General features: G+C 68.4%; 31 protein-coding genes. 3 read left to right on the plus strand and 28 right to left on the minus strand.

Annotated features, from left to right (window positions below; all coding sequences use genetic code 11):
* The 20 genes from rplE to rfbB all read right to left on the minus strand — a co-directional run bounded on the left by rplE (nt 1) and on the right by rfbB (nt 12680).
* Nucleotides 1-570, minus strand: coding sequence for a 50S ribosomal protein L5 (rplE, locus tag P3T39_RS06005; protein WP_030280779.1), 570 nt, complete (start codon nt 568-570; stop codon nt 1-3).
* The gene (rplX, locus tag P3T39_RS06010; protein WP_030232484.1) at nt 570-881 is read right to left on the minus strand and encodes a 50S ribosomal protein L24; all 312 of its coding nucleotides are present in this window, start codon (nt 879-881) and stop codon (nt 570-572) included. Before rplX ends, rplE begins: the two co-directional genes overlap by 1 nt.
* A gap of 15 nt (nt 882-896) precedes the next feature.
* Nucleotides 897-1268 carry a 50S ribosomal protein L14 gene (gene rplN / locus P3T39_RS06015; protein ID WP_030232481.1) on the minus strand — a complete coding sequence of 124 codons (372 nt, stop codon included), beginning with the start codon at nt 1266-1268 and terminating at the stop codon, nt 897-899.
* A 102-nt stretch (nt 1269-1370) separates the two neighbouring features.
* On the minus strand, nt 1371-1643 hold the full coding sequence (gene rpsQ, locus P3T39_RS06020; protein WP_014136278.1) for a 30S ribosomal protein S17: 273 nt from the start codon (nt 1641-1643) through the stop codon (nt 1371-1373).
* Nucleotides 1643-1867 carry a 50S ribosomal protein L29 gene (rpmC, locus tag P3T39_RS06025; RefSeq protein WP_280696287.1) on the minus strand — a complete coding sequence of 75 codons (225 nt, stop codon included), beginning with the start codon at nt 1865-1867 and terminating at the stop codon, nt 1643-1645. The genes rpsQ and rpmC overlap by 1 nt, the downstream gene beginning before the upstream one ends.
* Nucleotides 1867-2286 carry a 50S ribosomal protein L16 gene (gene rplP / locus P3T39_RS06030; RefSeq protein WP_057231329.1) on the minus strand — a complete coding sequence of 140 codons (420 nt, stop codon included), beginning with the start codon at nt 2284-2286 and terminating at the stop codon, nt 1867-1869. The genes rpmC and rplP overlap by 1 nt, the downstream gene beginning before the upstream one ends.
* Before the next feature lie 3 nt (nt 2287-2289).
* Nucleotides 2290-3114 (minus strand): 30S ribosomal protein S3, encoded by an 825-nt coding sequence (gene rpsC / locus P3T39_RS06035; protein ID WP_280696288.1) that lies wholly within the window; start codon nt 3112-3114, stop codon nt 2290-2292.
* Complete coding sequence (rplV, locus tag P3T39_RS06040; RefSeq protein ID WP_280696289.1) at nt 3114-3461, minus strand: 50S ribosomal protein L22; 348 nt, start codon at nt 3459-3461, stop codon at nt 3114-3116. Before rplV ends, rpsC begins: the two co-directional genes overlap by 1 nt.
* 58 nt (nt 3462-3519) lie before the next feature.
* Nucleotides 3520-3801 (minus strand): 30S ribosomal protein S19, encoded by a 282-nt coding sequence (rpsS, locus tag P3T39_RS06045; protein WP_280696290.1) that lies wholly within the window; start codon nt 3799-3801, stop codon nt 3520-3522.
* An 11-nt stretch (nt 3802-3812) separates the two neighbouring features.
* On the minus strand, nt 3813-4649 hold the full coding sequence (gene rplB, locus P3T39_RS06050; protein WP_280696291.1) for a 50S ribosomal protein L2: 837 nt from the start codon (nt 4647-4649) through the stop codon (nt 3813-3815).
* Nucleotides 4650-4692: 43 nt separating this feature from the next.
* Nucleotides 4693-5013 (minus strand): 50S ribosomal protein L23, encoded by a 321-nt coding sequence (gene rplW, locus P3T39_RS06055; RefSeq protein WP_280696292.1) that lies wholly within the window; start codon nt 5011-5013, stop codon nt 4693-4695.
* On the minus strand, nt 5013-5690 hold the full coding sequence (rplD, locus tag P3T39_RS06060; protein ID WP_280696293.1) for a 50S ribosomal protein L4: 678 nt from the start codon (nt 5688-5690) through the stop codon (nt 5013-5015). Before rplD ends, rplW begins: the two co-directional genes overlap by 1 nt.
* A gap of 4 nt (nt 5691-5694) precedes the next feature.
* Nucleotides 5695-6342 (minus strand): 50S ribosomal protein L3, encoded by a 648-nt coding sequence (gene rplC, locus P3T39_RS06065; RefSeq protein WP_100889769.1) that lies wholly within the window; start codon nt 6340-6342, stop codon nt 5695-5697.
* A 14-nt stretch (nt 6343-6356) separates the two neighbouring features.
* Nucleotides 6357-6665 (minus strand): 30S ribosomal protein S10, encoded by a 309-nt coding sequence (gene rpsJ, locus P3T39_RS06070; RefSeq protein ID WP_012785157.1) that lies wholly within the window; start codon nt 6663-6665, stop codon nt 6357-6359.
* Between the two features lie 476 nt (nt 6666-7141).
* Nucleotides 7142-8455 (minus strand): hypothetical protein, encoded by a 1314-nt coding sequence (locus P3T39_RS06075; RefSeq protein WP_280696294.1) that lies wholly within the window; start codon nt 8453-8455, stop codon nt 7142-7144.
* 8 nt (nt 8456-8463) lie between these two features.
* Nucleotides 8464-9348 (minus strand): glycosyltransferase family 2 protein, encoded by an 885-nt coding sequence (locus P3T39_RS06080; protein WP_280696295.1) that lies wholly within the window; start codon nt 9346-9348, stop codon nt 8464-8466.
* 8 nt (nt 9349-9356) lie between these two features.
* Nucleotides 9357-10157, minus strand: a complete 801-nt coding sequence (locus tag P3T39_RS06085) for a glycosyltransferase family 2 protein (RefSeq protein WP_280696296.1) — start codon at nt 10155-10157, stop codon at nt 9357-9359.
* Nucleotides 10154-10519 (minus strand): DUF2304 domain-containing protein, encoded by a 366-nt coding sequence (locus tag P3T39_RS06090; RefSeq protein WP_280696297.1) that lies wholly within the window; start codon nt 10517-10519, stop codon nt 10154-10156. The genes P3T39_RS06085 and P3T39_RS06090 overlap by 4 nt, the downstream gene beginning before the upstream one ends.
* A gap of 302 nt (nt 10520-10821) precedes the next feature.
* Nucleotides 10822-11700 (minus strand): dTDP-4-dehydrorhamnose reductase, encoded by an 879-nt coding sequence (gene rfbD / locus P3T39_RS06095; protein WP_280696298.1) that lies wholly within the window; start codon nt 11698-11700, stop codon nt 10822-10824.
* Nucleotides 11697-12680: a dTDP-glucose 4,6-dehydratase gene (gene rfbB / locus P3T39_RS06100; RefSeq protein ID WP_280696299.1), complete on the minus strand. Its 984-nt coding sequence runs from the start codon at nt 12678-12680 to the stop codon at nt 11697-11699. Before rfbB ends, rfbD begins: the two co-directional genes overlap by 4 nt.
* Nucleotides 12681-12761: 81 nt before the next feature.
* On the opposite strand from rfbB, the gene rfbA reads away from it, so the two are divergent.
* Both rfbA and rfbC read left to right on the plus strand, forming a co-directional pair.
* The gene (gene rfbA / locus P3T39_RS06105) at nt 12762-13637 is read left to right on the plus strand and encodes a glucose-1-phosphate thymidylyltransferase RfbA (RefSeq protein WP_280696300.1); all 876 of its coding nucleotides are present in this window, start codon (nt 12762-12764) and stop codon (nt 13635-13637) included.
* Complete coding sequence (gene rfbC / locus P3T39_RS06110; protein WP_280696301.1) at nt 13634-14224, plus strand: dTDP-4-dehydrorhamnose 3,5-epimerase; 591 nt, start codon at nt 13634-13636, stop codon at nt 14222-14224. The genes rfbA and rfbC overlap by 4 nt, the downstream gene beginning before the upstream one ends.
* Nucleotides 14225-14400: 176 nt before the next feature.
* Here rfbC and tuf read toward each other — a convergent pair whose 3' ends face one another.
* The 4 genes from tuf to rpsL all read right to left on the minus strand — a co-directional run bounded on the left by tuf (nt 14401) and on the right by rpsL (nt 18820).
* Nucleotides 14401-15594, minus strand: a complete 1194-nt coding sequence (gene tuf / locus P3T39_RS06115; RefSeq protein ID WP_280696302.1) for an elongation factor Tu — start codon at nt 15592-15594, stop codon at nt 14401-14403.
* Between the two features lie 236 nt (nt 15595-15830).
* A complete protein-coding gene (gene fusA, locus P3T39_RS06120) occupies nt 15831-17936 on the minus strand; it encodes an elongation factor G (protein WP_280696303.1) in 2106 nt (701 codons plus the stop codon).
* 39 nt (nt 17937-17975) lie between these two features.
* The gene (rpsG, locus tag P3T39_RS06125) at nt 17976-18446 is read right to left on the minus strand and encodes a 30S ribosomal protein S7 (protein WP_030457432.1); all 471 of its coding nucleotides are present in this window, start codon (nt 18444-18446) and stop codon (nt 17976-17978) included.
* A gap of 2 nt (nt 18447-18448) precedes the next feature.
* Nucleotides 18449-18820: a 30S ribosomal protein S12 gene (gene rpsL / locus P3T39_RS06130; RefSeq protein ID WP_014144289.1), complete on the minus strand. Its 372-nt coding sequence runs from the start codon at nt 18818-18820 to the stop codon at nt 18449-18451.
* Between the two features lie 559 nt (nt 18821-19379).
* On the opposite strand from rpsL, the gene P3T39_RS06135 reads away from it, so the two are divergent.
* Nucleotides 19380-20630: a DUF2786 domain-containing protein gene (locus P3T39_RS06135; protein ID WP_280696380.1), complete on the plus strand. Its 1251-nt coding sequence runs from the start codon at nt 19380-19382 to the stop codon at nt 20628-20630.
* A gap of 88 nt (nt 20631-20718) precedes the next feature.
* Here the strand turns inward: P3T39_RS06135 and P3T39_RS06140 are convergent, their stop codons facing one another.
* From P3T39_RS06140 to P3T39_RS06155, 4 genes are all read right to left on the minus strand, one after another.
* Nucleotides 20719-21723 carry an ADP-ribosylglycohydrolase family protein gene (locus tag P3T39_RS06140; protein ID WP_280696304.1) on the minus strand — a complete coding sequence of 335 codons (1005 nt, stop codon included), beginning with the start codon at nt 21721-21723 and terminating at the stop codon, nt 20719-20721.
* An 11-nt stretch (nt 21724-21734) separates the two neighbouring features.
* Entirely contained in the window at nt 21735-22943 is a 1209-nt protein-coding gene (locus P3T39_RS06145) for a cytochrome P450 (RefSeq protein ID WP_280696305.1), read from the minus strand.
* Between the two features lie 77 nt (nt 22944-23020).
* Nucleotides 23021-23557 carry a hypothetical protein gene (locus P3T39_RS06150; RefSeq protein ID WP_280696306.1) on the minus strand — a complete coding sequence of 179 codons (537 nt, stop codon included), beginning with the start codon at nt 23555-23557 and terminating at the stop codon, nt 23021-23023.
* Nucleotides 23558-23577: 20 nt separating this feature from the next.
* Nucleotides 23578-23886, minus strand: coding sequence for a GNAT family N-acetyltransferase (locus tag P3T39_RS06155; RefSeq protein ID WP_280696307.1), 309 nt, complete (start codon nt 23884-23886; stop codon nt 23578-23580).
* Between the last annotated feature and the right edge of the window lie 28 nt (nt 23887-23914).

Here is a 23914-nt window from a genome sequence, read left to right on the forward strand (position 1 = left end):
TCACGCCTCCTTGAACGGGAAGCCCAGAGCGCGCAGGAGCGCCCGGCCCTCGTCGTCGGTCTGAGCGGTGGTCACGACGGTGATGTCCATACCGCGCTGACGGTCGACCTTGTCCTGGTCGATCTCGTGGAACATAACCTGCTCGGTCAGACCGAAGGTGTAGTTGCCACGGCCGTCGAACTGCTTGGGGGAGAGACCACGGAAGTCACGGATACGCGGCAGAGCCAGCGACACCAGACGGTCCAGGAACTCCCACATGCGGTCACCACGGAGGGTGACGTGGGTGCCGATCGGCTGGCCCTCGCGCAGCTTGAACTGCGCGATGGACTTGCGAGCCTTGGTCACGGCCGGCTTCTGACCGGTGATCGCGGTCAGGTCGCGGATCGCGCCCTCGATCAGCTTGCTGTCACGGGCAGCCTCGCCGACACCCATGTTGACCACGACCTTGACCAGGCCGGGGATCAGCATGACGTTCTCGTACGAGAACTGCTCCTGCAGCTGGCCCTTGATCTCGGAGTTGTAACGCTCCTTGAGACGGGGGGCCACCTTCTCAACAGTCGTCTCAGACATCAGATGTCCTCACCGGTTCGCTTGGCAACGCGGATCTTGTTGCCCTCGTCGTCGAAGCGGTAACCAACGCGGGTGACGACCTTCTTGCCGTCCTTCTCCACGACCAGCTGGACGTTGGAGACGTGCACGGGAGCCTCGACGGTGACAATGCCACCCTGGGTGCCCGGGCCCGGCTTGGTGTGCTTCTTGACCCGGTTCACACCCTCGACCAGGACCTTGTTCTCAGCCGGCATGGCCTGAATGACCTTGCCCTGCTTGCCCTTGTCCTTGCCGGTGATGACCTGAACCAGGTCACCCTTCTTGATCTTCATGCTGTTCGCCATGGGTTAAAGCACCTCCGGCGCCAGCGAGATGATCTTCATGAACTTCTTGTCGCGCAGCTCGCGGCCCACCGGGCCGAAGATGCGGGTGCCACGGGGGTCACCCTCGGTGTTCTTGAGGACGACAGCGGCGTTCTCGTCGAAGCGGATGTACGAGCCATCCGGGCGACGACGCTCCTTGACGGTGCGAACGACGACGCACTTGACGACGTCGCCCTTCTTCACCGAACCGCCGGGGATCGCGTCCTTGACGGTCGCGACGATGACGTCCCCGATGCCGGCGTAGCGGCGACCGGAGCCACCGAGAACGCGGATGCAGAGAATCTCCTTGGCACCCGTGTTGTCGGCGACGCGCAGTCGCGACTCCTGCTGGATCACAGCTTTCTCCTGATCGTCAACGAGAGTTGACGGGCCGGCCGCTGCTCACACCGGCGTCCACAGGGGACCCGATGCACATACGGCCGTACCACATCGACTTCGTTACTTGGCCTTCTCGAGGATCTCGACGACGCGCCAGCGCTTCGTCGCGGACAGCGGGCGGGTCTCCATCAGGAGGACCCGGTCGCCCACGCCGCACGCGTTCTGCTCGTCGTGCGCCTTCAGCTTGTTCGTACGGCGGATGACCTTGCCGTACAGAGCGTGCTTGACGCGGTCCTCGACGGCGACGACGACGGTCTTGTCCATCTTGTCGCTGACGACGAGACCCTCACGGGTCTTGCGGAAACCGCGCGTCTCGTTGGTGTTCTCAGTCATCAGGCGTTCTCCACCGTCTCGATGCCCAGCTCGCGCTCGCGCATCAGGGTGTAGATCCGCGCGATGTCCTGACGGACGAGCTTGAGCCGTCCGTGGTTGTCGAGCTGCCCGGTCGCCGCCTGGAAGCGGAGGTTGAACAGCTCCTCCTTGGCCTCGCGGAGCTTGGCAACGAGAGCCTCGTTGTCCAGCTCGCGCAGCTCAGCAGCCTTGGTGCCGGCCGACATCAGCTCTCACCTGCCTCGCGCCGGACAATCCGGCACTTCATCGGGAGCTTGTGAGCAGCGCGGGTGAGCGCCTCACGAGCAACCTTCTCATTGGGGTAGGACAGCTCGAACATGATCCGTCCCGGGTGAACGTTGGCAATCCACCACTCCGGCGAACCCTTACCGGAACCCATGCGGGTCTCGGCCGGCTTCTTGGTGAGGGGACGGTCCGGGTAGATGTTGATCCAGACCTTGCCGCCACGCTTGATGTGACGGGTGACGGCGATACGAGCGGACTCGATCTGCCGGTTCGTCACGTAGGCCGGGGTCACGGCCTGGATGCCGTACTCGCCGAACGCGAGCTCGGTGCCACCCTTGGCAGCGCCACGGCGCTTGGGGTGGTGCTGCTTGCGGTGCTTGACCCTACGAGGGATCAGCATGGGTCAGGCCTCCGTTCCGGTGTTCTCAGCAGCCGGAGTCTCGGCGGCCGGGGCCGCAGGGGCCTCGGCAGCGGCGGGACGACGGCCACGGCCACCGCGCTCGCCACCACGGCGCTCGCCACCGCGGGCGGGACGACCACCCTCGGGGCGGGCCGGGCGGTTGCCCGAGCGGGCAGCGGCGTTCTCAGCGCGGACCTCGGCGATGTTCTTGACGTCGCCCTTGTAGATCCAGACCTTCACGCCGATACGGCCGAAGGTCGTCTTGGCCTCGAAGAAGCCGTAGTCGACGTTCGCACGAAGGGTGTGCAGCGGCACACGGCCCTCGCGGTAGAACTCCGAACGGCTCATCTCGGCGCCGCCGAGACGACCGGAGCACTGGACCTTGATGCCCTTGGCGCCGGACTTCATGGTGCCCTGCATCGACTTGCGCATGGCACGGCGGAACGACACGCGGGAGGACAGCTGCTCCGCGACGCCCTGAGCCACGAGCTGGGCGTCCAGCTCGGGGTTCTTGACCTCGAGGATGTTCAGCTGGACCTGCTTGCCGGTCAGCTTCTCGAGGTCGCCGCGGATGCGGTCGGCCTCGGTGCCACGGCGACCGATGACGATGCCGGGGCGAGCGGTGTGGATGTCAACGCGGACGCGGTCACGGGTGCGCTCGATCTCAACCTTCGAGATACCGGCCCGCTCCATGCCCTTCGTCATCATGCGACGAATGGCAACGTCTTCCTTGACGTAGTCCTTGTACAGCTTGTCGGCGTACCAGCGGGACTTGAAGTCCGTGCTGATGCCGAGACGGAACCCGTGCGGGTTAACCTTCTGGCCCATTACCGGGTCCCTTCCTTGCTGCTGACGACCACGGTGATGTGGCTGGTCCGCTTGCGGATCCGGTAGGCACGGCCCTGAGCACGCGGACGGAACCGCTTCAGGGTCGGGCCCTCGTCAACGTACGCCTCGGAGATGACGAGGTCGTCCACGTTGGAGTGGTTGTAGTTGTGTGCGGCGTTGGCGATGGCGCTGTCGAGCACCTTGCCGACCGGCACGGTGGCTGCCTGCGGAGCGAAACGCAGGACGGCCTGGGCCTCCGTGGCACTCATGCCACGGATGAGGTCCACCACGCGGCGGGCCTTCATGGGCGTGACGCGGATGTACCGCGCCTGGGCCCTGGCTTCCATGGTTGTCCCCTTAATGGAGTAAGTCATTGAGTCGTTCTGGCGCGTCAAGCTCAGGCGCTTAGCGACGCTTCGACTTGCGGTCTTCCTTGACGTGGCCACGGAAGGTACGGGTCGGAGCGAACTCGCCGAGCTTGTGGCCGACCATCGACTCGGTGACGAACACCGGGACGTGCTTGCGGCCATCGTGAACCGCGATCGTGTGACCGAGCATGCTCGGGGAGATCACGGAACGACGGGACCAGGTCTTGATGACGTTCTGGGTACCGGCTTCGTTCTGAACGTCCACCTTCTTGAGAAGGTGGCCGTCGATGAAGGGGCCCTTCTTGAGACTGCGCGGCATCTGACCTGCTCCTAGCGCTTCTTGTTGGTCTTGCGGCGGCGCACGATGAGCTTGTCCGACGCCTTGTTCGGGCGACGGGTACGGCCCTCGGGCTTACCCCACGGCGAGACCGGGTGGCGACCACCGGAGGTCTTACCCTCACCACCACCGTGCGGGTGGTCGATCGGGTTCATGGCCACACCACGCACGGTCGGGCGGACGCCCTTCCAGCGCATACGGCCGGCCTTGCCCCAGTTGATGTTCGACTGCTCGGCGTTGCCGACCTCGCCGATGGTGGCGCGGCAGCGCGCGTCGACCAGGCGGATCTCACCGGAGGGCATGCGCAGGTGCGCCATCTTGCCCTCACGCGCGAGCAGCTGGATGCCCGAACCGGCGGAGCGGGCCATCTTGGCACCGCCACCGGGGCGCAGCTCCACCGCGTGGATGGTGGTACCGACCGGGATGTTGCGCAGCGGCAGGTTGTTGCCCGGCTTGATGTCGGCGCCAGCGCCGTTCTCGATCCGGTCACCCTGAGCAACACCGCGCGGGGCGATGATGTAGCGCTTCTCGCCGTCCGCGTAGTGCAGGAGCGCGATGCGCGCGGTGCGGTTGGGGTCGTACTCGATGTGAGCGACCTTGGCCGGCACGCCGTCCTTGTCGTGACGACGGAAGTCGATCACGCGGTAGGCGCGCTTGTGTCCGCCACCCTGGTGGCGAGCGGTGATACGACCGGCGTTGTTACGGCCGCCCTTGCTGTGCAGGGGGCGAACCAGCGACTTCTCCGGCGTGGACCGCGTGATCTCTACGAAGTCGGCCACGCTGGAGCCACGACGGCCCGGCGTAGTCGGCTTGTACTTGCGGATGCCCATTTGGCTCTCTCGTCCTCGTCCTTATCGACGATCCGTCTCTCCGTCAGGAGGAGACCGGACCACCGAAGATGTCGATGCGGTTGCCCTCGGCCAGCGTCACGATGGCGCGCTTGGTGTCCTTGCGCTTGCCAAAGCCCGTCTTGGAGCGCTTGCGCTTGCCCTGACGGTTGATCGTGTTGACGGCCTCGACCTTGACCGAGAAGACCGCCTCGACGGCCTGCTTGATCTGGGTCTTGTTGGCGCCCGGCGACACGATGAACGTGTACTTGTTCTCGTCGAGGAGCGAGTAGCTCTTCTCGGAGATGACCGGCTTCACCAGGACGTCACGGGGGTCCGTGAACGTCTTGCTCGTAACGTCGCTCATCAGGCGGCGCTCCCTTCGAGCTCGCCCTCAGCGGCAACGGCCTTGGCGGACGCGACCGGACCGGTCACGAAGCGCTCGAAGGCGGCCTGGGTGAAGACCACATCGTCGGAGACGAGCACGTCGTAGGTGTTCAGCTGACCGGCGTCCAGGATGTGGACGTGCGGCAGGTTGCGAGCGGACTTGAGGCCCAGCTCGTCCTCGCGCTCGACGACCAGAAGGACGTTCTTGCGCTCGGTGATCTTGCCGAACAGGCCCTTGGCGGCCTTGGTCGACGGCGCCTCGGTCGCGGTCACGGCGGTGATGACGTGAATGCGCTCGTGACGGGCCCGGTCGGTGAGCGCACCGCGCAGAGCGGCGGCGATCATCTTCTTCGGGGTCCGCTGCGAGTAGTCACGCGGCACGGGACCGTGCACAACGCCACCGCCGGCGAACTGCGGCGCGCGGGTCGAGCCCTGACGGGCGCGGCCGGTGCCCTTCTGGCGGTACGGCTTCTTGCCGCCACCACGGACCTCGCCACGGTTCTTGACCTTGTGAGTGCCCTGACGGGCCGCAGCGAGCTGCGCCACGACGACCTGGTGCATCAGCGGGATGCTGACCTTGGCGTCGAAGATCTCGGCGGGCAGCTCGACGCTGCCGGCCTTGTCGCCGTTCGGCGACAGGATGTCAATGGTGCTCATTTATTCACAGCCCCTTCGCCGCAGTGCGGACGAGGACGAGGCCGCCGTTCGGACCCGGGATCGCGCCCTTGATGAGCAGCAGACCCTTCTCCGCGTCGACCGCGTGCACGGTCAGGTTCTGGGTGGTCACACGCTCGTGGCCCATCCGACCCGCCATACGCATGCCCTTGAACACACGACCCGGGGTGGCGCAGCCACCGATCGAGCCGGGCGAACGGTGCTTGCGCTGGGTGCCGTGACCGGCGCCGAGGCCCTTGAAGTTGTGACGCTTCATGACACCGGCGAAGCCCTTGCCCTTGGAGGTGCCGGTCACGTCGACCTTGACACCCGCCTCGAACAGCTCAGCGGTGATCTCCTGGCCGAGGGTGTACTCGGAGGCATCCGTGGTACGGATCTCGACCAGGTGGCGGCGCGGGGTGACACCGGCCTTGGCGAAGTGACCCGCGAGGGGCTTGTTCACCTTGCGGGGGTCGATCTCGCCGAAGCCGAGCTGGACGGCGTCGTAGCCGGCCTCGCTGTCGGCGGTGTGGACCTGGGTCACGACATTGGGCCCAGCCTTGACGACAGTCACCGGGACAACCCGGTTGTTCTCGTCCCAGACCTGGGTCATGCCGAGCTTCTCGCCCAGGATGCCCTTAATCTGCTTAGCCATCTTCGGTGCGCCTCTCAGAGCTTGATCTCGATGTCGACGCCGGCCGGCAGGTCGAGACGCATCAGCGAGTCAACCGTCTTCGGCGTGGGGTCGAGGATGTCGATCAGACGCTTGTGAGTACGCATCTCGAAGTGCTCGCGCGAGTCCTTGTACTTGTGCGGCGAGCGGATGACGCAGTACACGTTCTTCTCAGTGGGCAGCGGCACCGGGCCTGCGACCTGCGCACCAGTGCGAATGACGGTCTCGACGATCTTCTTCGCCGAGGAGTCAATCACCTCGTGGTCGTAGGCCTTGAGCCGGATGCGGATCTTCTGTCCCGCCATGGCTACTCAGTAGTCCTTTGTGTCGTCTGTTGCCTCTACGGCCGGATTCGTCCGGGTGGACTGGTCCGGTGGCACCCCTGGATGGTTACTTCTTCCGACCCACGCGGTCGGGCGTGTCGCCCTGTCGCTTGCAAAAAACCGGAGAGATGTTCCTCTCTCGGATTCTGCTCTCGATCGGTGGAGGTCTTGCACCCACCAGGCGCCGGGTCGAGGCCCCGCCCACGCTTCCCGGAAGATTCCCGTACTTTCGCCCCGCAGCTGCCGCGGTGTCGCTTACACACCACTGCGATCCACACAAAGCACGTGGACACATGAACGGCCATCACGGGAACGACGAGTACATGGGACTCGCTTCCAGTCCTCCCGGCGGGAGGCGCGCAGCATCGGCACTCAACCGAGCAACTTGGACATACTGCCACAGGAAAGGACCCGAACGCCAATCGGGACCCGGCACACTACCCAGGTGGCACGGACTGTCAAACCGAACCGTCCACCGCGGCCGCGTCCAGTGCCCGTTCGGCAGCCCCCTCCGGGACCGGCCCACCCGGACGGCGGCGCAGCCCGGCCAGCATCCCGGCGACCGTGACCGCCGTCCCGGCGGCGTACGCCAGGCAGACCCTGGCGCCCAGCCCGCCCGGCAGCAGGGTGACGGCGGTCAGGACGGCGGCGCCCAGCGCCCAGCAGGCGAGCTGGGTGCGGTGGCGGTGCAGCACGATCAGGCCCTGGCCGAGCACCATCGCCAGCAGATAGCAGAGCGTGCCGAGCACCAGCCAGAGAAAGCCCCACCTGGTCAGCACGGGCGGGGCGGCGAAGAGCAGCCGGATCAGCCACGGCCCCAGCACCACGGCGGGCAGGCCCAGGGTCAGTGAGAGCAGCCCGACCACCAGGGCGGCCTTGCGCAGCAGCGCGCCGAAGGCGGCGTGCCGCCCCTGCGCGGCGTAGGCGGCCAGGCCGGAGAGCAGGGACGCCTGCAGGGACCCGAAGACGAAGATCGGCACCCGGGCCAGCACCAGGGCGCTGAGCAGGGCGGTGACCAGGTCGACGGCGGCCGGCTGGAGCAGCTGGACACTGACCACTGCGGCGCTGACCATCCACTGGGCCAGCAGCGTGGAGCACACCAACAGGCCCAGTCCACCCACCAGTTCGGACCAGCCGATCGGCGGCCCGGCCCGGGCGGCACGAACGGTCGCGGGGAGGGTGGCGAGCAGCGCGAGCAGCGGGGCCGCCGTCAGGATCAGGCTGAAGGCGAGCGCGGAGTGCAGCCCTAGTACGGCGCAGCCGAGGGCCAGCAGGATCCTCAGGCCGCCGTCGAGGCCGAGCTGGGTGCCGTACGCGCCGAAGCGGCCCAGACCGGCGAGTACGCCTCTGGTCAGGTAGCAGCAGGCCATCGCGGTGAAGGCGGTGCCGAGGGCGGCGAGCAGGCCGAGATCACCGTGGAAGAGCAGCCCGGCCACTGGCCGGGCCGCGGCGCCCATCACGCCGAGGACGGCGGCCAGGATGCCACCGGTGAGCAGGGCGGCCCGGCGCAGTACGGGGCCCGCGCCCTCGCCGCGCACGGCGCGGGCGGCGACGATCCGGGTGAGCTCCTGCTCCACGGGGAAGAACAGGCCGATGCCGACAGACGTCACAATCGTCCAGAGCACCGAGACGCCCGCCATGTCCCGGATGGGCAGGCTGTGCCCGGCGATCGCCAGGTGCAGGTAGGACGCGGCGCCGAGGATCGCCGTACCGATCGCAACGGCCTGGGTGCCGGGTGGAAGTGCCCTGCGCAGCTTGGCTGTTGGGTCCACGGTCGGCGCTATCGGGTGGCGTGGCCGAGCATCGCCGAGATGCCCGCCCCACCGGCGTGGCGGGCGGCTGCGGGCAGCAGGGTGAGGGCGTGCAGCCGGGAGGACAGGTGGAGCCGGGCGACCCGGGCCGCGCGGTGCCAGCCGAAGGCGGCGAGCCGGTCGGCGGTCTCCCGGAAGAAGCGCTTGGCCTCCCCGAAGCGGTGTCCGGAGTACGCCTTGGCCGAGGACTCGCTCCCGGCGTGCCGTCGGTAGCTGAAGCAGACCTCGGGGGTGGTGGCCAGGCTCTCCCCCGCCACCAGCAGGTCGATCACCAGGGCGAGATCCTGGATCACCCCGAGGTCGGCTCGGAAGCCGAAGCGCCGGACGGCCTCGGTGCGCCAGCAGATGGACGGGAAGTACAGCCAGTTGCCGCGCAGCAGGCTCACGGCCAGCTCCTCGCCGCCGAGCAGCGCCCGCGCAGGGCCTCTGGGGGCGTACAGCCTTCGCTTGGTGCGGTCGGCGAGGGTCTCGTACGGCCGTCCGTCGCTGCCGATCACCCGGACGCCGGGCTGGATCATCGCGGCCTTGGGCTCGCGTTCGGCGGCCTTGCGGACGACGTCCAGGTAGTCCGCGTGCATCAGGTCGTCGCTGCCCATCAGGACGAGGTACTCGTACTCGGCGAGTTCGACACAGCGGTTGAAGTTGCCGGTGACGCCCAGGTTGCGCTCATTGCGGTAGTACCGGACCCGGGGGTCGGCGAGCTGCTCGAACCACTCGGGCACACCGCTCTCACGGCCGTCGTCCACCACGGTGAGCCGCCAGTCCGTGCCGTCCTGGGCCAGCACGCTGCGGACGGCGTCCTGCATCAGGGGGACGTCGCCGTAGTACGGCAGTGCGATCTCGAAACGCGACATCCGGCCGCTCACCCCTCCGCCGCGAGCTGACGCCTCGCCAGCAGCTCTTCCAGATAGGCGGCGTAGGCGGGTGAGCCGGGGGCAAGCTCCCTGAGCTCCTTCGGCATCCGCCGGATCACCGCGAGCAGCAGGACCAGACCGGCTCTGACCAGGTAGATCATCGCCTTCACGGGCGAGGCGCTCGGCCGCCCGGTGGTGCGGGCGCGCATCGCGACCGGCACCTGGCGGACGGCGAAGCCGCAGCGGGCCGCAGCGACCAGGCTCTCCACCGTGTCACCGAGGTACTCGACGGGGTACCAGCGCGCGAAGAACTCGATCAGCGGTCGGTTGCAGGCCCGGAATCCGGAGGTGGTGTCGCTCAGCCGGGTACGGGCGATCCGGGAGACGATCGCGGAGAGCAGCTGCATCGCCCAGCGCCTCGGGCCGCGCACCTTGTACTCGCCCTCGCCGCAGAAGCGGGCGCCGATCACCAGGTCGGCCTCCCCGAGGTGCGCCAGCAGGGCCGGGACGTAGGACGGGTCGTGCTGACCGTCGGCGTCCACCTGGACCGCCACGTCGTAGCCGTGCTCACGGGCGTAGCGGTAGCCGAGCCGCATCGCACCGCCGACGCCGAGGTTGAACGACAGCCGGGCCACCGCCGAACCCGCGGCGGCGGCCACCTCGGCCGTCCGGTCCGAGGAGCCGTCGTCCACCACCAGAGTGTCCACGTACGGAAGTTGCTGCTTGATCTCGCCGAGCACGGCGGAGAGGCCGTCGGCCTCGTTCCACGCCGGAAGGATGATCAGGACGCTTCGCCCGTCGGGGGTCATCGGACCTCTCCCCCGCCGGACGGGGTTGCGCTTTCCGCGAGTTGGGAGCGGATCAGCGCGACGTCCTCGGCCAGGGTACGGGTCTTGGCCTCCAACCGGCTTGCCTCCCAGCTGAGATGGAGACTGACCAGCAGCACCAGGACGAATCCGGCGAAGAGCACCAGACTGACCCCGGAGGCCACCCCGACGCTGCGGGCGGTGGAGTCCAGCAGCGAGGGGAAGAACCCCAGCGGGGCCACCACCAGGCCGATACAGAGCCAGATGGCCGCGTACTTCTCACGCAGTTGCTGCCTGCGGAGCAGTTCCAGGATGTAGGCCAGCACCACGATGCCGGTGATCGAGGTGAGGGTCGAGAGTTGCACAGCCGTTGACGCCTTCCGTGGCCAGGGCGGTCCCTGAGAAGGGAACGCCCACCACAGATCCCGAGTAACGCGCCAAACGAGTGAATTCCACACAGACCGGCCACGCACCAACCACGTACAGACTTCGCGCAGCTCACCAACCACGCACCACCCAGGGGCGCGGGGAACTGCGCGACCAGCCCCCACCCACGTGCACGGTTGCCCGCGCAGTCCCCCGCGCCCCTCAGGTGGTTGCACGGTTGCCCACGGAGATCCACGCGCGCCTCAGGTGGTTGCGCCGTTGCTCACGGAGATCCCCGGGCTCAGTGCTTGGCCACCAGTGCGCGGAAGGCTGGCCGGTCCAGTGCCCTGGCCAGCGACTCCCGCCACTCGGGCAACGGCGGCAGTCCGGCCTCGGCCCAGCGGGCATGGCCCAGCACACTGAAGCCGGGCCGCCTGGCCGGGCGGGAGAAGGCCGAGGAGTCCGTCGGCCGCACCCGCTCCGGGTCGAGGCCGCTCAGCTCGTACGCCGCCCGTGCCAGCTCGTACCAGCTGGCGCGCCCCGCGGCGGTGGCGTGGTAGACCCCTGGCGGCGCCTGCCCGGATCGGCCCAACTCGGCCAGCCGCAGCGCCAGTTCGTACGACCAGGTGGGCTGGCCGTACTGGTCGTCGACGACCTGGACGTTCTCCTGCCGGGCGGCGAGGGAGAGCATGGTGGCGACGAAGTTCCGCCCGTGCTCGCCGTAGAGCCAGGCGGTACGGACGATGTACCCGGCGTCGGGCAGGAGTTCGGCGACCGCCCGCTCTCCGGCGAGCTTGCTGCGGCCGTACGCGTTCAGCGGCCCGGTGGCGGCGTCCTCGGGGTACGGGTGCTCGGCGTCGCCGGGCAGCACATAGTCGGTGGACACCTGCAGCAGTCGCGCACCGCTCCTGGCGCAGGCGACCGCCAGATCGGCAACCGCCGTACCGTTCACCGCGGTTGCGGACTCCTCGGCACTCTCGGCGCCGTCCACATCCGTCCAGGCCGCGCAGTTGACCACCACGTCGTGCCCGGCGACGGCGGCTCGGACGGCCTCGGCGTCGGTGATGTCGAGGGCCGCCCGGTCCAGGGCGGTGACCGGTTCCCCGGCCAGTACGTCCAGCAAGTCCCGTCCGAGCATCCCGCCCGCGCCGGTGACCAGCCAGCGCGTCGTGTGCGTCATGCCTGGATCCCGGGCCTGAGGCCCTGCTTGAGCGGCTCCCACCAGTCGCGGTTCTCCCGGTACCAGGCGATGGTGGCGGCCAGACCGTCGGCGAAGGAGACCTGTGGCTCGTACCCGAGCTCCGCGCGGATCCTGCCGATGTCCAGCGAGTAGCGCAGGTCGTGGCCCTTGCGGTCGGGCACCCGCTCGACCATCTCCCAGCCGCAGCCGGCGGCCTCCAGCAGCATGCCGGTCAGCTCCTTGTTGGTGACCTCGGTGCCGCCGCCGATGTTGTAGACCTGCCCGGCGCGGCCGCCGCGCATCACCAGGTCGATGCCCCGGCAGTGGTCCGAAACATGAAGCCAGTCGCGGACGTTGGCGCCGTCGCCGTACAGCGGCACCTTCTTCCCGTCGATCAGGTTGGTGGTGAAGAGCGGGATGACCTTCTCCGGGAACTGGTGGTGCCCGTAGTTGTTGGAGCAGCGGGTGACCACCACGTCCATACCGTGGGTGCGGTGGTAGGCCAGCGCCAGCAGGTCGGAGCCCGCTTTCGAGGCGGAGTACGGGGAGTTGGGGACCAGCGGCCACTCCTCCGTCCAGGAGCCCTCCGCGATCGAGCCGTAGACCTCGTCTGTGGAGACGTGCACGAAGCGCGCCACGCCGTGCTTCCGGGCGGCGTCCAGCAGGACTTGAGTGCCCATCACATTGGTCCGCACGAACGGGCCCGCACCCTCGATCGAGCGGTCCACATGGGACTCGGCGGCGAAGTGCACCACCACGTCGTGGCCCGGCATCACGCCGTCGACCACCTCGGGGTCGCAGATGTCGCCCCGGACGAAGGCGTACCCGGGATGGTGAACCACGGGGGCGAGATTGGCCTCGACCCCCGAGTAGGTGAGCTTGTCCAGGACCGTGATCCTGGCCTCGTCGTCCGCGCCGAGCTGCGATCGGACGAACTCCGAACCGATGAACCCGGCACCGCCGGTAACGAGGATGCGCATAGTGCGCACAGTGTACCTCTCGGTGAAGATCGGCGAAATCAGGTCGGGACTCTTCGGCCCCGGACGCATAACCTGCCTCCCATGCGAGGAATTCTCCTGGCGGGCGGCACCGGCTCACGACTGTGGCCGCTGACCCGCGCGGTCTCGAAGCAGCTCCTGCCGGTGTTCGACAAGCCGATGATCTACTATCCGCTCTCCACCCTGGTGATGGCGGGCATCAGCGAGATCCTGATCGTCACCACCCCGCAGGACCAGTCCCAGTTCCACCGACTGCTGGGCGACGGCTCGCAGTTCGGGCTGCGACTGGAGTACGCCGTCCAGGAGAGACCGGAGGGGATCGCCCAGGCCTTCCTCCTGGGCGCCGAGTTCATCGGCGACGAGTCGGTGGCGCTCATCCTGGGCGACAACATCTTCCACGGCAGCGGTCTGGGCACCCGCCTCGCCCAGCACACCGAGCTCAAGGGCGGCCTGGTCTTCGCCTACCCGGTCGCCGACCCGAGGGCGTACGGTGTGGTGGAGTTCGACGAGGAGGGCCAGGCGATCTCCGTCGAGGAGAAGCCCGAGTTCCCCAAGTCCCGTTACGCCGTACCGGGGTTGTACTTCTACGACAACCGGGTGGTGGAGATCGCCCGGGGTCTGCGGCCCAGCGCCCGGGGCGAGCTGGAGATCACCGGCGTCAACGACGTCTATCTCCAGGCCGGCGAGCTGCATGTCACCAAGCTCGACCGGGGCACCGCCTGGCTGGACACCGGCACCTTCGTCTCGCTGATGCAGGCGTCCGACTTCGTCCAGGTGATCGAGGAGCGCCAGGGCTTCAAGATCGGCTGTCTGGAGGAGGCGGTCTGGCGCGCCGGGCTGATCGGCTCGACCCAGCTGCGGTCGCTGGCCGAGCCCCTGCGCAAGAGCGGCTACGGCCAGTACTTGACGGATCTGCTCGACGAGGAGAACTCCCAGTGAAATTCCGCGAGTTGGCCATCGAAGGCGCCTTCGAGGTCACTCCGCAGCTGCATGGCGACCCACGCGGCCTGTTCACCGAGTGGTACCGCTTCGACCGGCTCACCGAGATGGTCGGCCATCCCCTGCGACTCGCCCAGGCCAATCTCTCGGTCTCGGCCCGGGGCGTGGTGCGCGGCGTCCACTTCGCCGATGTCCCGCCCGGGCAGGCCAAGTACGTGACCTGCGTACGCGGTGCGGTGCTGGACGTGGTGGTGGATCTGCGGGTCGGATCCCCCACTTTCGGCCACTGGGAAGGCGTCCGGCTGGACGATGTGGACCGCCGCGCGGTCTACCTCTCGGAGGGTCTCGGACACGGCTTCTGTGCGCTGACCGACGGCGCCACGCTCTCCTACCTCTGCTCGGAGACCTTCAATCCGACCGGTGAACACGGCGTTCACCCGCTCGATCCGGAACTGGCCATCGACTGGCCGGTCGAGGTCCCGCAGCTCTCCGCCAAGGACACCGAAGCGCCCTCGCTGACCGAGGCGCTGGCGAGCGGCCTGCTCCCCTCGTACCGGACCTGTCGGGCGTACACCGCGGGGCTGTGAGACAGGAGGCCGAAGCGACACGCCATCAGCAGGCACTCCGCCGCCGACGCCGTCGCGAACCCGTCGTCGTGAACCCGTCGTCGTGAAAACACAGAGGGCCCTCCCCGTCCTGACGGACGGGGAGGGCCCTCTGTGTTTTGAGCCTGCGGTGCAGAGCTCAGGTCAGAGCGTCGGAATTACTTGACGATCTTGGTGACCTGGCCGGCGCCGACGGTGCGGCCACCCTCACGGATGGCGAACTTGAGGCCCTCCTCCATGGCGATCGGCTGGATCAGCACGACCGACATGGCGGTGTTGTCGCCCGGCATGACCATCTCGGTGCCCTCGGGGAGGGTCACAACGCCGGTCACGTCCGTGGTACGGAAGTAGAACTGCGGGCGGTAGTTGTTGAAGAACGGGGTGTGGCGGCCACCCTCGTCCTTCGACAGGATGTAGGCCTGGGCCTCGAACTCGGTGTGCGGGGTGACCGAACCCGGCTTGATGATGACCTGGCCGCGCTCGACGTCCTCGCGCTTGATGCCACGGAGGAGCAGACCGACGTTCTCACCGGCCTGGCCCTCGTCGAGCAGCTTGCGGAACATCTCGATGCCGGTGACCGTGGTGGTGGTCTTGGTCTCCTTGATGCCGATGATGTCGACAGTCTCGTTGACCTTGAGGATGCCACGCTCGATACGACCGGTGACGACGGTGCCACGACCGGTGATCGTGAAGACGTCCTCGATCGGCATCAGGAACGGCTGGTCCACGGCGCGGGCCGGGGTCGGGATCGACTCGTCGACCGCGTGCATCAGGCCGAGGAGCTTCTCGCCCCACTCCTTGTCGCCCTCGAGCGCCTTCAGCGCCGAGACGCGGACGACCGGCAGGTCGTCGCCCGGGAAGTCGTACTCCGAGAGGAGCTCACGGACCTCGAGCTCGACGAGCTCCAGGATCTCCTCGTCGTCCACCATGTCGGCCTTGTTCAGGGCGACAACGATGTAGGGGACGCCGACCTGGCGGGCCAGGAGGACGTGCTCCTTGGTCTGCGGCATCGGGCCGTCGGTGGCGGCGACCACCAGGATGGCGCCGTCCATCTGGGCGGCACCGGTGATCATGTTCTTGATGTAGTCAGCGTGACCCGGGCAGTCAACGTGAGCGTAGTGACGCGCCTCGGTCTGGTACTCGACGTGAGCGATCGAGATGGTGATACCACGCTGACGCTCTTCCGGCGCCTTGTCGATCTGGTCGAACGGCGTGAAGGGGTTGATCTCCGGGTACGCGTCGTGCAGCACCTTGGTGATGGCCGCGGTAAGGGTCGTCTTACCGTGGTCGATGTGACCGATGGTGCCGATGTTGACGTGGGGCTTCGTCCGCTCGAACTTCGCCTTCGCCACTGCAGTCCTCCTGAGGACAGTTCTGTACGCCGTACGACGTCAGTTGGTCTTGTGATCGGGTTTGGTACGGAACGCTGGAGTGCGCTCCATGCCGTCCCGCGGGTGGGGGCCGGAGGCGCCGGGGGGATCTGGGTAGATCCCCCCGGGTTTGCCTCCTAATAGCCTAAGGGGTCACAAACATCCCGATTGTCGGGAAGTCCTGTGAGCTCGGGTAAGGAGCCGACCGGAGTCGGTACTTACTCGCCCTTGGCCTTGGCGATGATGTCGTCCGCCACGTTCCGCGGAACCTCGGCGTACGAGTCGAACTGCATCGAGTAGCTTGCGCGACCAGAGGTCTTGCTGCGCAGGTCACCGACGTAGCCGAACATCTCGGAGAGCGGCACCAGCGCCTTGACGACGCGAGCACCGTGACGCTCCTCCATGGCCCGGATCTGGCCACGGCGGGAGTTGATGTCGCCGATCACATCGCCCATGTAGTCCTCGGGCGTGGTGACCTCGACGGCCATCATCGGCTCCAGCAGGGCCGGACCGGCCTTGCGGGCGCCTTCCTTGAAGGCCATCGAACCGGCGATCTTGAACGCCAGCTCGGAGGAGTCGACGTCGTGCGAAGCACCGTCGAGCAGGGTCACGCGGACACCCTGGAGCGGGTAACCGGCGAGAACACCGAACTCCATGGCCTCCTGGCAACCGGCGTCGACCGAGGGGATGTACTCCCTCGGCACACGGCCACCGGTGACCTTGTTGACGAACTCGTAGCCCTCGCCGGACTCGATCGGCTCGATCGCGATCTGGATCTTCGCGAACTGGCCGGAGCCACCGGTCTGCTTCTTGTGCGTGTAGTCGATACGCTCGACGGCCTTGCGGATCGTCTCGCGGTACGCGACCTGCGGCTTGCCGACGTTGGCCTCGACCTTGAACTCACGCTTCATACGGTCGACCAGCACCTCGAGGTGCAGCTCGCCCATACCCGCGATGATGGTCTGGCCGGTCTCCTCGTCCGTGTTGACCTGGAAGGACGGGTCCTCCTCGGCGAGACGCTGGATGGCAACACCCAGCTTCTCCTGGTCACCCTTGGACTTGGGCTCGATGGCGACGCGGATAACCGGGGCCGGGAAGTCCATGGACTCCAGGATGACCGGGTTCTTCTCGTCGCTCAGGGTCTCACCGGTGGTGGTCTGCTTCAGACCCATGACGGCGATGATGTCGCCGGCGCCCACCGAGTCGATCTCCTCACGCTTGTTCGCGTGCATGCGGTAGATCTTGCCGATGCGCTCCTTCTTGCCCTTGACGGAGTTCAGCACCGAGGTGCCGGACTCCAGGCGGCCCGAGTAAACCCGGACGAAGGTGAGCTTGCCCAGGTGCGGGTCGGACATGATCTTGAACGCAAGCGCGGCAAGCGGCTCGTCGTCGGAGGCCTTGCGGGCGATCTCCACCGACTCGTCGCCGGGCTTGTGGCCCTTGATGGACTCGATGTCCAGCGGCGACGGCAGGAACTTCACGACGGCGTCGAGCAGGGGCTGAACGCCCTTGTTCTTGAACGCGGTGCCGCAGAAGATCGGGGTGAAGTCCGAGTTCAGGGTGCCCTGACGGATCGCGGCGACCAGCAGCTCCTCGGGGATGTCCTCGCCCTCCAGGGCGAGCTCCATCACCTCGTCGCTGATGTTCGACACGGTGTCGATGAGCGCCTCGCGGTACTCGGCAGCCTGCTCGGCCAGCTCGGCCGGGATGTCGACGGTGTCGTACATCTCGCCCTTGGTGGCCTCGGCGGACCAGACCAGAGCCTTCATCTTCACCAGGTCGACGACGCCGACGAAGTCGGACTCGGCACCGATCGGGAGCTGCATGACCAGCGGGGTCGCGCCGAGGCGGTCCACGATGGTCTGGACGCAGAAGAAGAAGTTCGCGCCCGTGCGGTCCAGCTTGTTGATGAAGCAGATGCGCGGGACGCCGTAGCGGTCAGCCTGCCGCCACACGGTCTCGGACTGCGGCTCGACACCGGCAACGCCGTCGAACACCGTCACGGCACCGTCGAGCACGCGCAGCGAGCGCTCCACCTCGACGGTGAAGTCGACGTGGCCCGGGGTGTCGATGATGTTGATGGTGTTCTCGACATTGTCGAGCGTCCAGTGACAGGTCGTCGCGGCCGACGTGATCGTGATGCCGCGCTCCTGCTCCTGCTCCATCCAGTCCATGGTGGCAGCGCCATCGTGGACCTCACCGATCTTGTACGAGACACCGGTGTAGAACAGGATCCGCTCGGTGGTGGTGGTCTTGCCCGCGTCGATGTGCGCCATGATCCCGATGTTGCGGACCTTGGCGAGGTCAAGGGAGGTTGCAGCCATTGTGGCTCGTTCTCTCTCTGTCTAGTGACGGGGTACGGACTACCAGCGGTAGTGCGCGAAGGCCTTGTTGGACTCGGCCATCTTGTGGGTGTCCTCGCGACGCTTCACCGAGGCGCCCAGACCGTTGCTGGCGTCCAGGATCTCGTTCAGCAGACGCTCGGTCATGGTCTTCTCACGACGAGCGCGCGAGTAGCCGACCAGCCAGCGCAGCGCCAGGGTGTTGGCGCGGCCCGGGCGGACCTCGACCGGCACCTGGTAGGTGGCGCCACCGACGCGGCGGGACTTGACCTCAAGGGTCGGCTTGACGTTCTCAAGCGCGCGCTTGAGGGCGACCACGGGGTCGGCACCGGTCTTCTCACGGACGCCCTCGAGGGCACCGTAGACGATCCGCTCGGCGGTGGAGCGCTTGCCGTGCAGCAGGATCTTGTTGACCAGCGACGTCACCAGCGGGGAGCCGTAAACCGGGTCGATGATGACCGGGCGCTTCGGGGCGGGGCCCTTACGAGGCATTCTTACTTCTCCTTCTTGGCGCCGTAGCGGCTGCGAGCCTGCTTGCGGTTCTTGACACCCTGGGTGTCAAGCGAACCGCGAATGATCTTGTAGCGGACACCAGGAAGGTCCTTCACACGACCACCGCGCACCAGCACGATGGAGTGCTCCTGCAGGTTGTGGCCCTCGCCCGGGATGTAAGCGGTGACCTCGATCCCGCTGGTGAGGCGCACACGGGCGACCTTACGAAGCGCCGAGTTCGGCTTCTTCGGGGTGGTCGTGTACACACGCGTGCAGACACCGCGGCGCTGGGGGGAGCCCTTCAGCGCGGGAGTCTTGTTCTTCTCGACCTTGTCCTGCCGGCCCTTTCGGACCAGCTGCTGGATCGTAGGCACCGTTTCTCCGTTTTCTGTGTGCCAAGGCTGCGTCAAACTAACCTGCGGTGACCCCAACTCGCCGACCCACGCGGTCGGGTGTGTTGAGCCTCTTAAGTGGAGGAATCACGGAATCCCATGATGCTGATGTGCAGCGACGGCGCTCGCGCGAGCGGAGCGTGTTGCGAAGCTCCGGTGTGGCGCGGCGGCCGGTGTGCATGCACGCACAAGGACCCGGGGACACCCCAGGCACAAGGTCAGAGCGTACCTAGCGCATCGGCGCCGGTCAAAACAAATGCAACGCCGCAGCTCAGCCCTGAAGGGGCACGGGCGCCCGGACGGCGTAACCGGGCTCTGCCGTCTTACCACAGATGGCCGACAGCGGCGAGTCCTGACCGTCGACCGGATGTGCCCGGCCGGTGAACAGTGGCGGCGGAACCGGCGGCAGCACCCCTTGTTGCCCGCCGTAGGCGGTGATCGGGGCATCGCCCGGGGCTCCGGCATCATTGGGTGGGGGTTTCGGCGTGCGGGAGAAGGCAGATGCACCGTGGGTAAGCGCAAGGGTGAGCGGGGGCCTGCCATGGACGAGCTGGTCGAGCAGGCCGCGTATCAGGTGATCGGGGCTCCGGCGGAGGGGCTCGATCTGGCGCTGGACACCGGGGCCTCGTTGCTCGCGGCTTCGCCCGAGCGCTGGCCGGAGGTGAGCCGTGCGGTGCTGGCGTTCGCGGAGCGGGCGGTCGGCCGGGCCTGGGCCAATGGCTGGCGTCCGAGCGATCTGGCACGGGTGGTGCGGCGCGGCCTCGGCCCGGTGCACCAGGCGCTGGCCGTGGACCTGATCGCCGCCGAGGGCCGCCGGTACCCCGCCGCCGCTCTGGACCGCCGTTGGCAGGAGCAGCTGCGCGAGCTGTCCGTCGAGGCGTGGTGGCAGGCGGACGACCAGTATCTGCCGGGCTTCGCGCACCGCCACCGCCTGGACCGCTTCGCGCTGGCCACCGCCCTCCTGGAGCTGCTGCGCAGCTGGAGCCAACTGCCCCCGATCGCGCCGGTCGGCCCCGTCCCCGGCGTCGCACCGCAGCGTCCGAGCGGCCCGGTCGAGGGCGAGCCGAGGATGCTGTCGCGGATCCGGGCGCTGTTGGCGAAGGCGGAGTCCACGGAGTATCCGGAGGAGGCCGAGGCGCTGACTGCCAAGGCCCAGCAGCTGATGGCCCAGCACAGCATCGACGAGGCCCTGCTGGCCGCCTCCCACCCGTCGAAGGACGCCCCGGCGGCGCTGCGGATCGGTGTGGACAACCCGTACGAGGGCCCGAAGACGATGCTGCTGGACGCCGTAGCTGCGGCGAACCGCTGCCGGGTGGTGTGGGCGAAGGAGTTCGGGTTCTGCACGATCGTCGGCTTCGACTCCGACCTGGACGCGGTCGAGCTGCTCTACACCTCGCTTCTGGTGCAGGCGACCTCCGCCATGCACAGGGCAGGGAGCCGACAGCACCTGGACGGCGCCTCCCGTACCAAGTCCTTCCGGCAGTCCTTCCTGGTCGCGTACGCCGCGCGGATCCGGGAGCGGCTGACGGCCGCGACCGAGCAGGCGACCAGCGACGCGGCCGCCGGGCGGCATCTGCGCGAGGACGGCACCTCCGAGCAACTGGCGCCGGACGAGCGGCTGTTGCCGGTCCTGGCGGCGCGCGAGGAGGCGGTGGACGGCGCGGTGGGCCGGATGTTCCCGAAGCTGACCGCCCAGCGGGTGCGGGTCAGCGACGGCGAGGGCTGGGCCGCCGGGCGGGCCGCCGCCGACCGGGCGTCGCTGCACGGCCGCGCGGGAGCCATTCGACGCTAGGCGAGCACCGTCCGCGCTCGCAGCAGAACGCCGTCACTGCGGGCGTCGGGAGCGCAACTCCCCGGCCCTTACTCGTCTCCCCCTGCGGTCAGCGGCCGTCCCACAGTGCACCGAGGTCGAGCAGCTCGTCCCGGTACTCGATCCGGCGCACCCAGTCCTCGGGCCAGGCCGACTCGCCGTGGTGGGCGCCGGCGAAGGCGCCGGTGAGGCAGGCGATGGAGTCGGAGTCGCCCGAGGAGTAGGCGGCCCGGCGGACTGCGGCGACCGGGTCGTCGGACAGGAGCAGGAAGCAGAGCAGGCTGGTGGCCAGGGCTTCCTCGGCGATCCAGCCCTCGCCCGTGATCTCGCAGGGGTCGGTCTCCAGCGAGGGCCGGGCGAGGGCGGCGTCCAGGCGGTCGAGGACGAAGAGGCAGTCGTCCCAGCCGCGTGCCGTGAAGGACTCCGCCGAGGGGTCCTGGGCATGGGCGGCGAGGTCCCCGAGCCAGTCGGCGTCGTAGCGGGTACGCCTGGCGTGCGCGTACTCCCGCAACAGCGAAGGGAGTTCGCGCGGCTCGGCGCCCTCGGTGAGCAGTCGTACGGCGTGCGCGGTGAGGTCGCTCGCCGCCAGCGCGGTGGGGTGGCCGTGGGTGAGCGCGGACTGCAACTGGGCGGCGCCGGAGCGCTGGGAGTCGCTCAGGCCGGGGATAAGTCCGAGCGGGGCGACCCGCATATTGGCGCCGCAGCCCTTGGAGCCCACCTCGCTGGCCTGCTGCCAGCGCAGGTCCGGCTTGCTGAGCCGCCAGCACGCCCGCAGGCAGGTCTGCCCGGGCGCCCGGTTGTTGTCCTCCGAGCGGTACCAGGCGACGAACTCGGCCCGTACGGGCGCCTCCAGGGAGTTCGGGGTGAGCGGGCCGCCCGCGAGGGCGGTCCGCAGTCCGCGGGCGAGGGCGAGCGTCATCTGGGTGTCGTCGGTCACCAACGCGGGCTCGGGCAGGGGAAGTTCGCGCCAGTCGGGGCACCAGGCCGCGATGTGCTCGATCTCGTCGAACTCGGTGCGGTGGCCCAGGGCGTCGCCGATCGCCAGGCCCAGCAGTGCTCCGGTCGCGCTGCCCATCATGTGCCCCCTCAGACCTCGACGATCAGCTTTTCCAGCCCCCGGATGACGTACCCGGGACGCCAGTTCGGCTCGCGGACCAGCCGCAGAGCGGGCGCCCGGCGCAGCAGCGCCCCGTACGACTCGGTGAGTTCCAGTCTGGCAAGCGGAGCGCCCAGACAGAAGTGAATTCCGGCGCCGAAGGTGATGTGCGGGTTGTCGCTGCGGCCCAGGTCAAGGCGGTCGGGGTCGGTGAAGCGGGCCGGGTCGCGGTTGGCGGAGCCGAAGAGCAGGGCGACCTCGGCCCCGCGCGGGACGGTGACCCCGGCGACCTCGATGTCCTCCAGCACCCAGCGCTCGAACATCTGCAGCGGGGTGTCGTAGCGCATCAGCTCCTCGACGGCGGTGGGCAGCAGCTCGTCCACCGCGCCGCGCAGCCGGGCGAGTTCACCGGGGTTGCGGAAGAGGGCCCACCAGCCGTTGCCGGTGGTGTTGACGGTGGCCTCGTGGCCCGCGTTGAGCAGCAGGACGCAGGTGGAGACCATCTCCTGCTCCCGAAGCGCGTCCGAGCCGTCGGCGACCTGGACCAGCGCGCTGATCAGGTCGTCGCCGGGGTCGGCCCGCCGCTCGGCGATCAGCTTGCGCAGGTACTCGGAGAACTCGACGCTCGCCCGCACGGCCCGCTTCGCCACCTCCGCCGAGGGGTTGAGCTCGAACATGCCGGTGATGTCGGCCGACCACGGGCGCAGCAGCCCTCGGTCGGCCTCGGGCACGCCCAGCATCTCGGCGATCACCGCGACCGGCAGCGGTTCGGCGACGCGCGCGATCAGGTCACCGCCGCCGTCCTCGACCAGCCGGCCGACCAGTTCGCCGGCCAGCCGGGCCACGGTGGGGCGCAGGGACTCGACCATGCGCGGGGTGAAGGCCTTGGAGACCAGTCGGCGGATCCGGGTGTGGTCGGGGGCCTCCAGGTCGAGCAGGCCGTGCTCGTTGAGGGTGTGGAAGGGCTCGTGGGCGGGGTCGGGCGCCGGGCGGCCGAACTCCTCGTGGGTGTAGCGGTGGCTGTAGGTACGGCCGAGGCGGCGGTCCCGCAGCAGCGCGCTGACGTCCTCGTACCGGGAGACCAGCCACTGGTCGCTGGGCCCGTAGTAGCTCACGGGCGCCTGCTCGCGCAGGGCCGTGTACGCCTCGTAGGGGTGCGCCACGAACTCGGCGGACCAGGGGTCGAACTGAGCAGACATCGATCACTCCTGCTGGTCGGGTGGCCATGCTAGTCGGACGCGTGCGGAACCGGGACGGGCAAGGTTGCACGCCTCTCCTACCGCCCGTGCGGCCCCTGCGGGAAGGGCCGGACCCCGCCGCACGGCGCGCGGCCGACCAGGTCCCCGGCAGCGGCGACGATGTTGTCGAGGATCCGCTGCCGGGACATGGCGAAGCCCTCGTGCCAGTCGTCGAGTTCGCTGGCCCAGCGGACGAAGGGTTGCAGGGCCTGGGGGTGGCCGAGTTCGTTCGCGGCCTCCCGCCAGATCAGGTTGGCCCCGAGGGCGGGGTCGAGCACACCCTCGGCGATCTGACCGGCCCACCAGTGGGCCAGCTCCCAGCGGGCCCCGGCTCTGTCCCCGGGCAGCTGGGGCCGCAGCCCCAGCTCGTCGAGGACGCCGCCGAACAGTTCACGTGCCTCGGCGTTCTCGCTGCGCCCGAGTTCCGCCAGGAACCAGAGCGACGGGGTGTCGACTCCGGCGCGGAGCGCGTCCTCGGCCGCCTGGACCAGGCGATCGGCCGTAACCCACTGCCAGTCGACGATCCATTCGATCGCCAGCATGTGGATCCGGCCGATCGCCGCTTCTCCGGTCATCTCTCTCACCTGGTCAGGACTCAGCGCGCGGAGAGCACCAGTCGGCGGGCGAAGTTGCGGTAGCCGGCCCGTTCGAAGGCCGCCGCCATCGGCAGGTTCGTCAGATCGGTGTCGGCGCGGACGGTCTCGGCGCCGAGCTCGACGGCGAGGAGGCGGGTGTTCTCGGCGAGTATCCCATCCACGTAGCCCCGGCCACGGTGTCCGGGCAGCACCCCGAGGTAGCCGACCACGGGGAAGGCGGGATTGCGCGAGGGGAAGCCGAAGCCGACCACCTTTCCGTCCGCCGTCTCGGCGATCCGCCACCAGGAGCGCTCTCCTCGGCGATCCACGTCCACTCGGGGCGGTACTCACGGTCGG

The organism is Kitasatospora sp. GP82, assembly GCF_029892105.1.
Classification (GTDB): Bacteria; Actinomycetota; Actinomycetes; order Streptomycetales; family Streptomycetaceae; genus Kitasatospora.

What these genes read in the sequence shown, in the direction of transcription:
- rplE (WP_030280779.1), bottom strand. Translation starts at nt 570, where the DNA reads ATGTCTGAGACGACTGTTGAGAAGGTGGCCCCCCGTCTCAAGGAGCGT.
- rplX (WP_030232484.1), bottom strand. Translation starts at nt 881, where the DNA reads ATGAAGATCAAGAAGGGTGACCTGGTTCAGGTCATCACCGGCAAGGAC.
- rpsQ (WP_014136278.1), bottom strand. Translation starts at nt 1,643, where the DNA reads ATGACTGAGAACACCAACGAGACGCGCGGTTTCCGCAAGACCCGTGAG.
- rpmC (WP_280696287.1), bottom strand. Translation starts at nt 1,867, where the DNA reads ATGTCGGCCGGCACCAAGGCTGCTGAGCTGCGCGAGCTGGACAACGAG.
- rplP (WP_057231329.1), bottom strand. Translation starts at nt 2,286, where the DNA reads ATGCTGATCCCTCGTAGGGTCAAGCACCGCAAGCAGCACCACCCCAAG.
- rpsC (WP_280696288.1), bottom strand. Translation starts at nt 3,114, where the DNA reads ATGGGCCAGAAGGTTAACCCGCACGGGTTCCGTCTCGGCATCAGCACG.
- rplV (WP_280696289.1), bottom strand. Translation starts at nt 3,461, where the DNA reads ATGGAAGCCAGGGCCCAGGCGCGGTACATCCGCGTCACGCCCATGAAG.
- rpsS (WP_280696290.1), bottom strand. Translation starts at nt 3,801, where the DNA reads ATGCCGCGCAGTCTCAAGAAGGGCCCCTTCATCGACGGCCACCTTCTC.
- rplB (WP_280696291.1), bottom strand. Translation starts at nt 4,649, where the DNA reads ATGGGCATCCGCAAGTACAAGCCGACTACGCCGGGCCGTCGTGGCTCC.
- rplW (WP_280696292.1), bottom strand. Translation starts at nt 5,013, where the DNA reads ATGAGCGACGTTACGAGCAAGACGTTCACGGACCCCCGTGACGTCCTG.
- rplD (WP_280696293.1), bottom strand. Translation starts at nt 5,690, where the DNA reads ATGAGCACCATTGACATCCTGTCGCCGAACGGCGACAAGGCCGGCAGC.
- rplC (WP_100889769.1), bottom strand. Translation starts at nt 6,342, where the DNA reads ATGGCTAAGCAGATTAAGGGCATCCTGGGCGAGAAGCTCGGCATGACC.
- rpsJ (WP_012785157.1), bottom strand. Translation starts at nt 6,665, where the DNA reads ATGGCGGGACAGAAGATCCGCATCCGGCTCAAGGCCTACGACCACGAG.
- P3T39_RS06080 (WP_280696295.1), bottom strand. Translation starts at nt 9,348, where the DNA reads ATGTCGCGTTTCGAGATCGCACTGCCGTACTACGGCGACGTCCCCCTG.
- P3T39_RS06085 (WP_280696296.1), bottom strand. Translation starts at nt 10,157, where the DNA reads ATGACCCCCGACGGGCGAAGCGTCCTGATCATCCTTCCGGCGTGGAAC.
- rfbD (WP_280696298.1), bottom strand. Translation starts at nt 11,700, where the DNA reads ATGACGCACACGACGCGCTGGCTGGTCACCGGCGCGGGCGGGATGCTC.
- rfbB (WP_280696299.1), bottom strand. Translation starts at nt 12,680, where the DNA reads ATGCGCATCCTCGTTACCGGCGGTGCCGGGTTCATCGGTTCGGAGTTC.
- rfbA (WP_280696300.1), top strand. Translation starts at nt 12,762, where the DNA reads ATGCGAGGAATTCTCCTGGCGGGCGGCACCGGCTCACGACTGTGGCCG.
- fusA (WP_280696303.1), bottom strand. Translation starts at nt 17,936, where the DNA reads ATGGCTGCAACCTCCCTTGACCTCGCCAAGGTCCGCAACATCGGGATC.
- rpsG (WP_030457432.1), bottom strand. Translation starts at nt 18,446, where the DNA reads ATGCCTCGTAAGGGCCCCGCCCCGAAGCGCCCGGTCATCATCGACCCG.
- P3T39_RS06135 (WP_280696380.1), top strand. Translation starts at nt 19,380, where the DNA reads ATGGACGAGCTGGTCGAGCAGGCCGCGTATCAGGTGATCGGGGCTCCG.
- P3T39_RS06140 (WP_280696304.1), bottom strand. Translation starts at nt 21,723, where the DNA reads ATGGGCAGCGCGACCGGAGCACTGCTGGGCCTGGCGATCGGCGACGCC.
- P3T39_RS06145 (WP_280696305.1), bottom strand. Translation starts at nt 22,943, where the DNA reads ATGTCTGCTCAGTTCGACCCCTGGTCCGCCGAGTTCGTGGCGCACCCC.
- P3T39_RS06150 (WP_280696306.1), bottom strand. Translation starts at nt 23,557, where the DNA reads ATGACCGGAGAAGCGGCGATCGGCCGGATCCACATGCTGGCGATCGAA.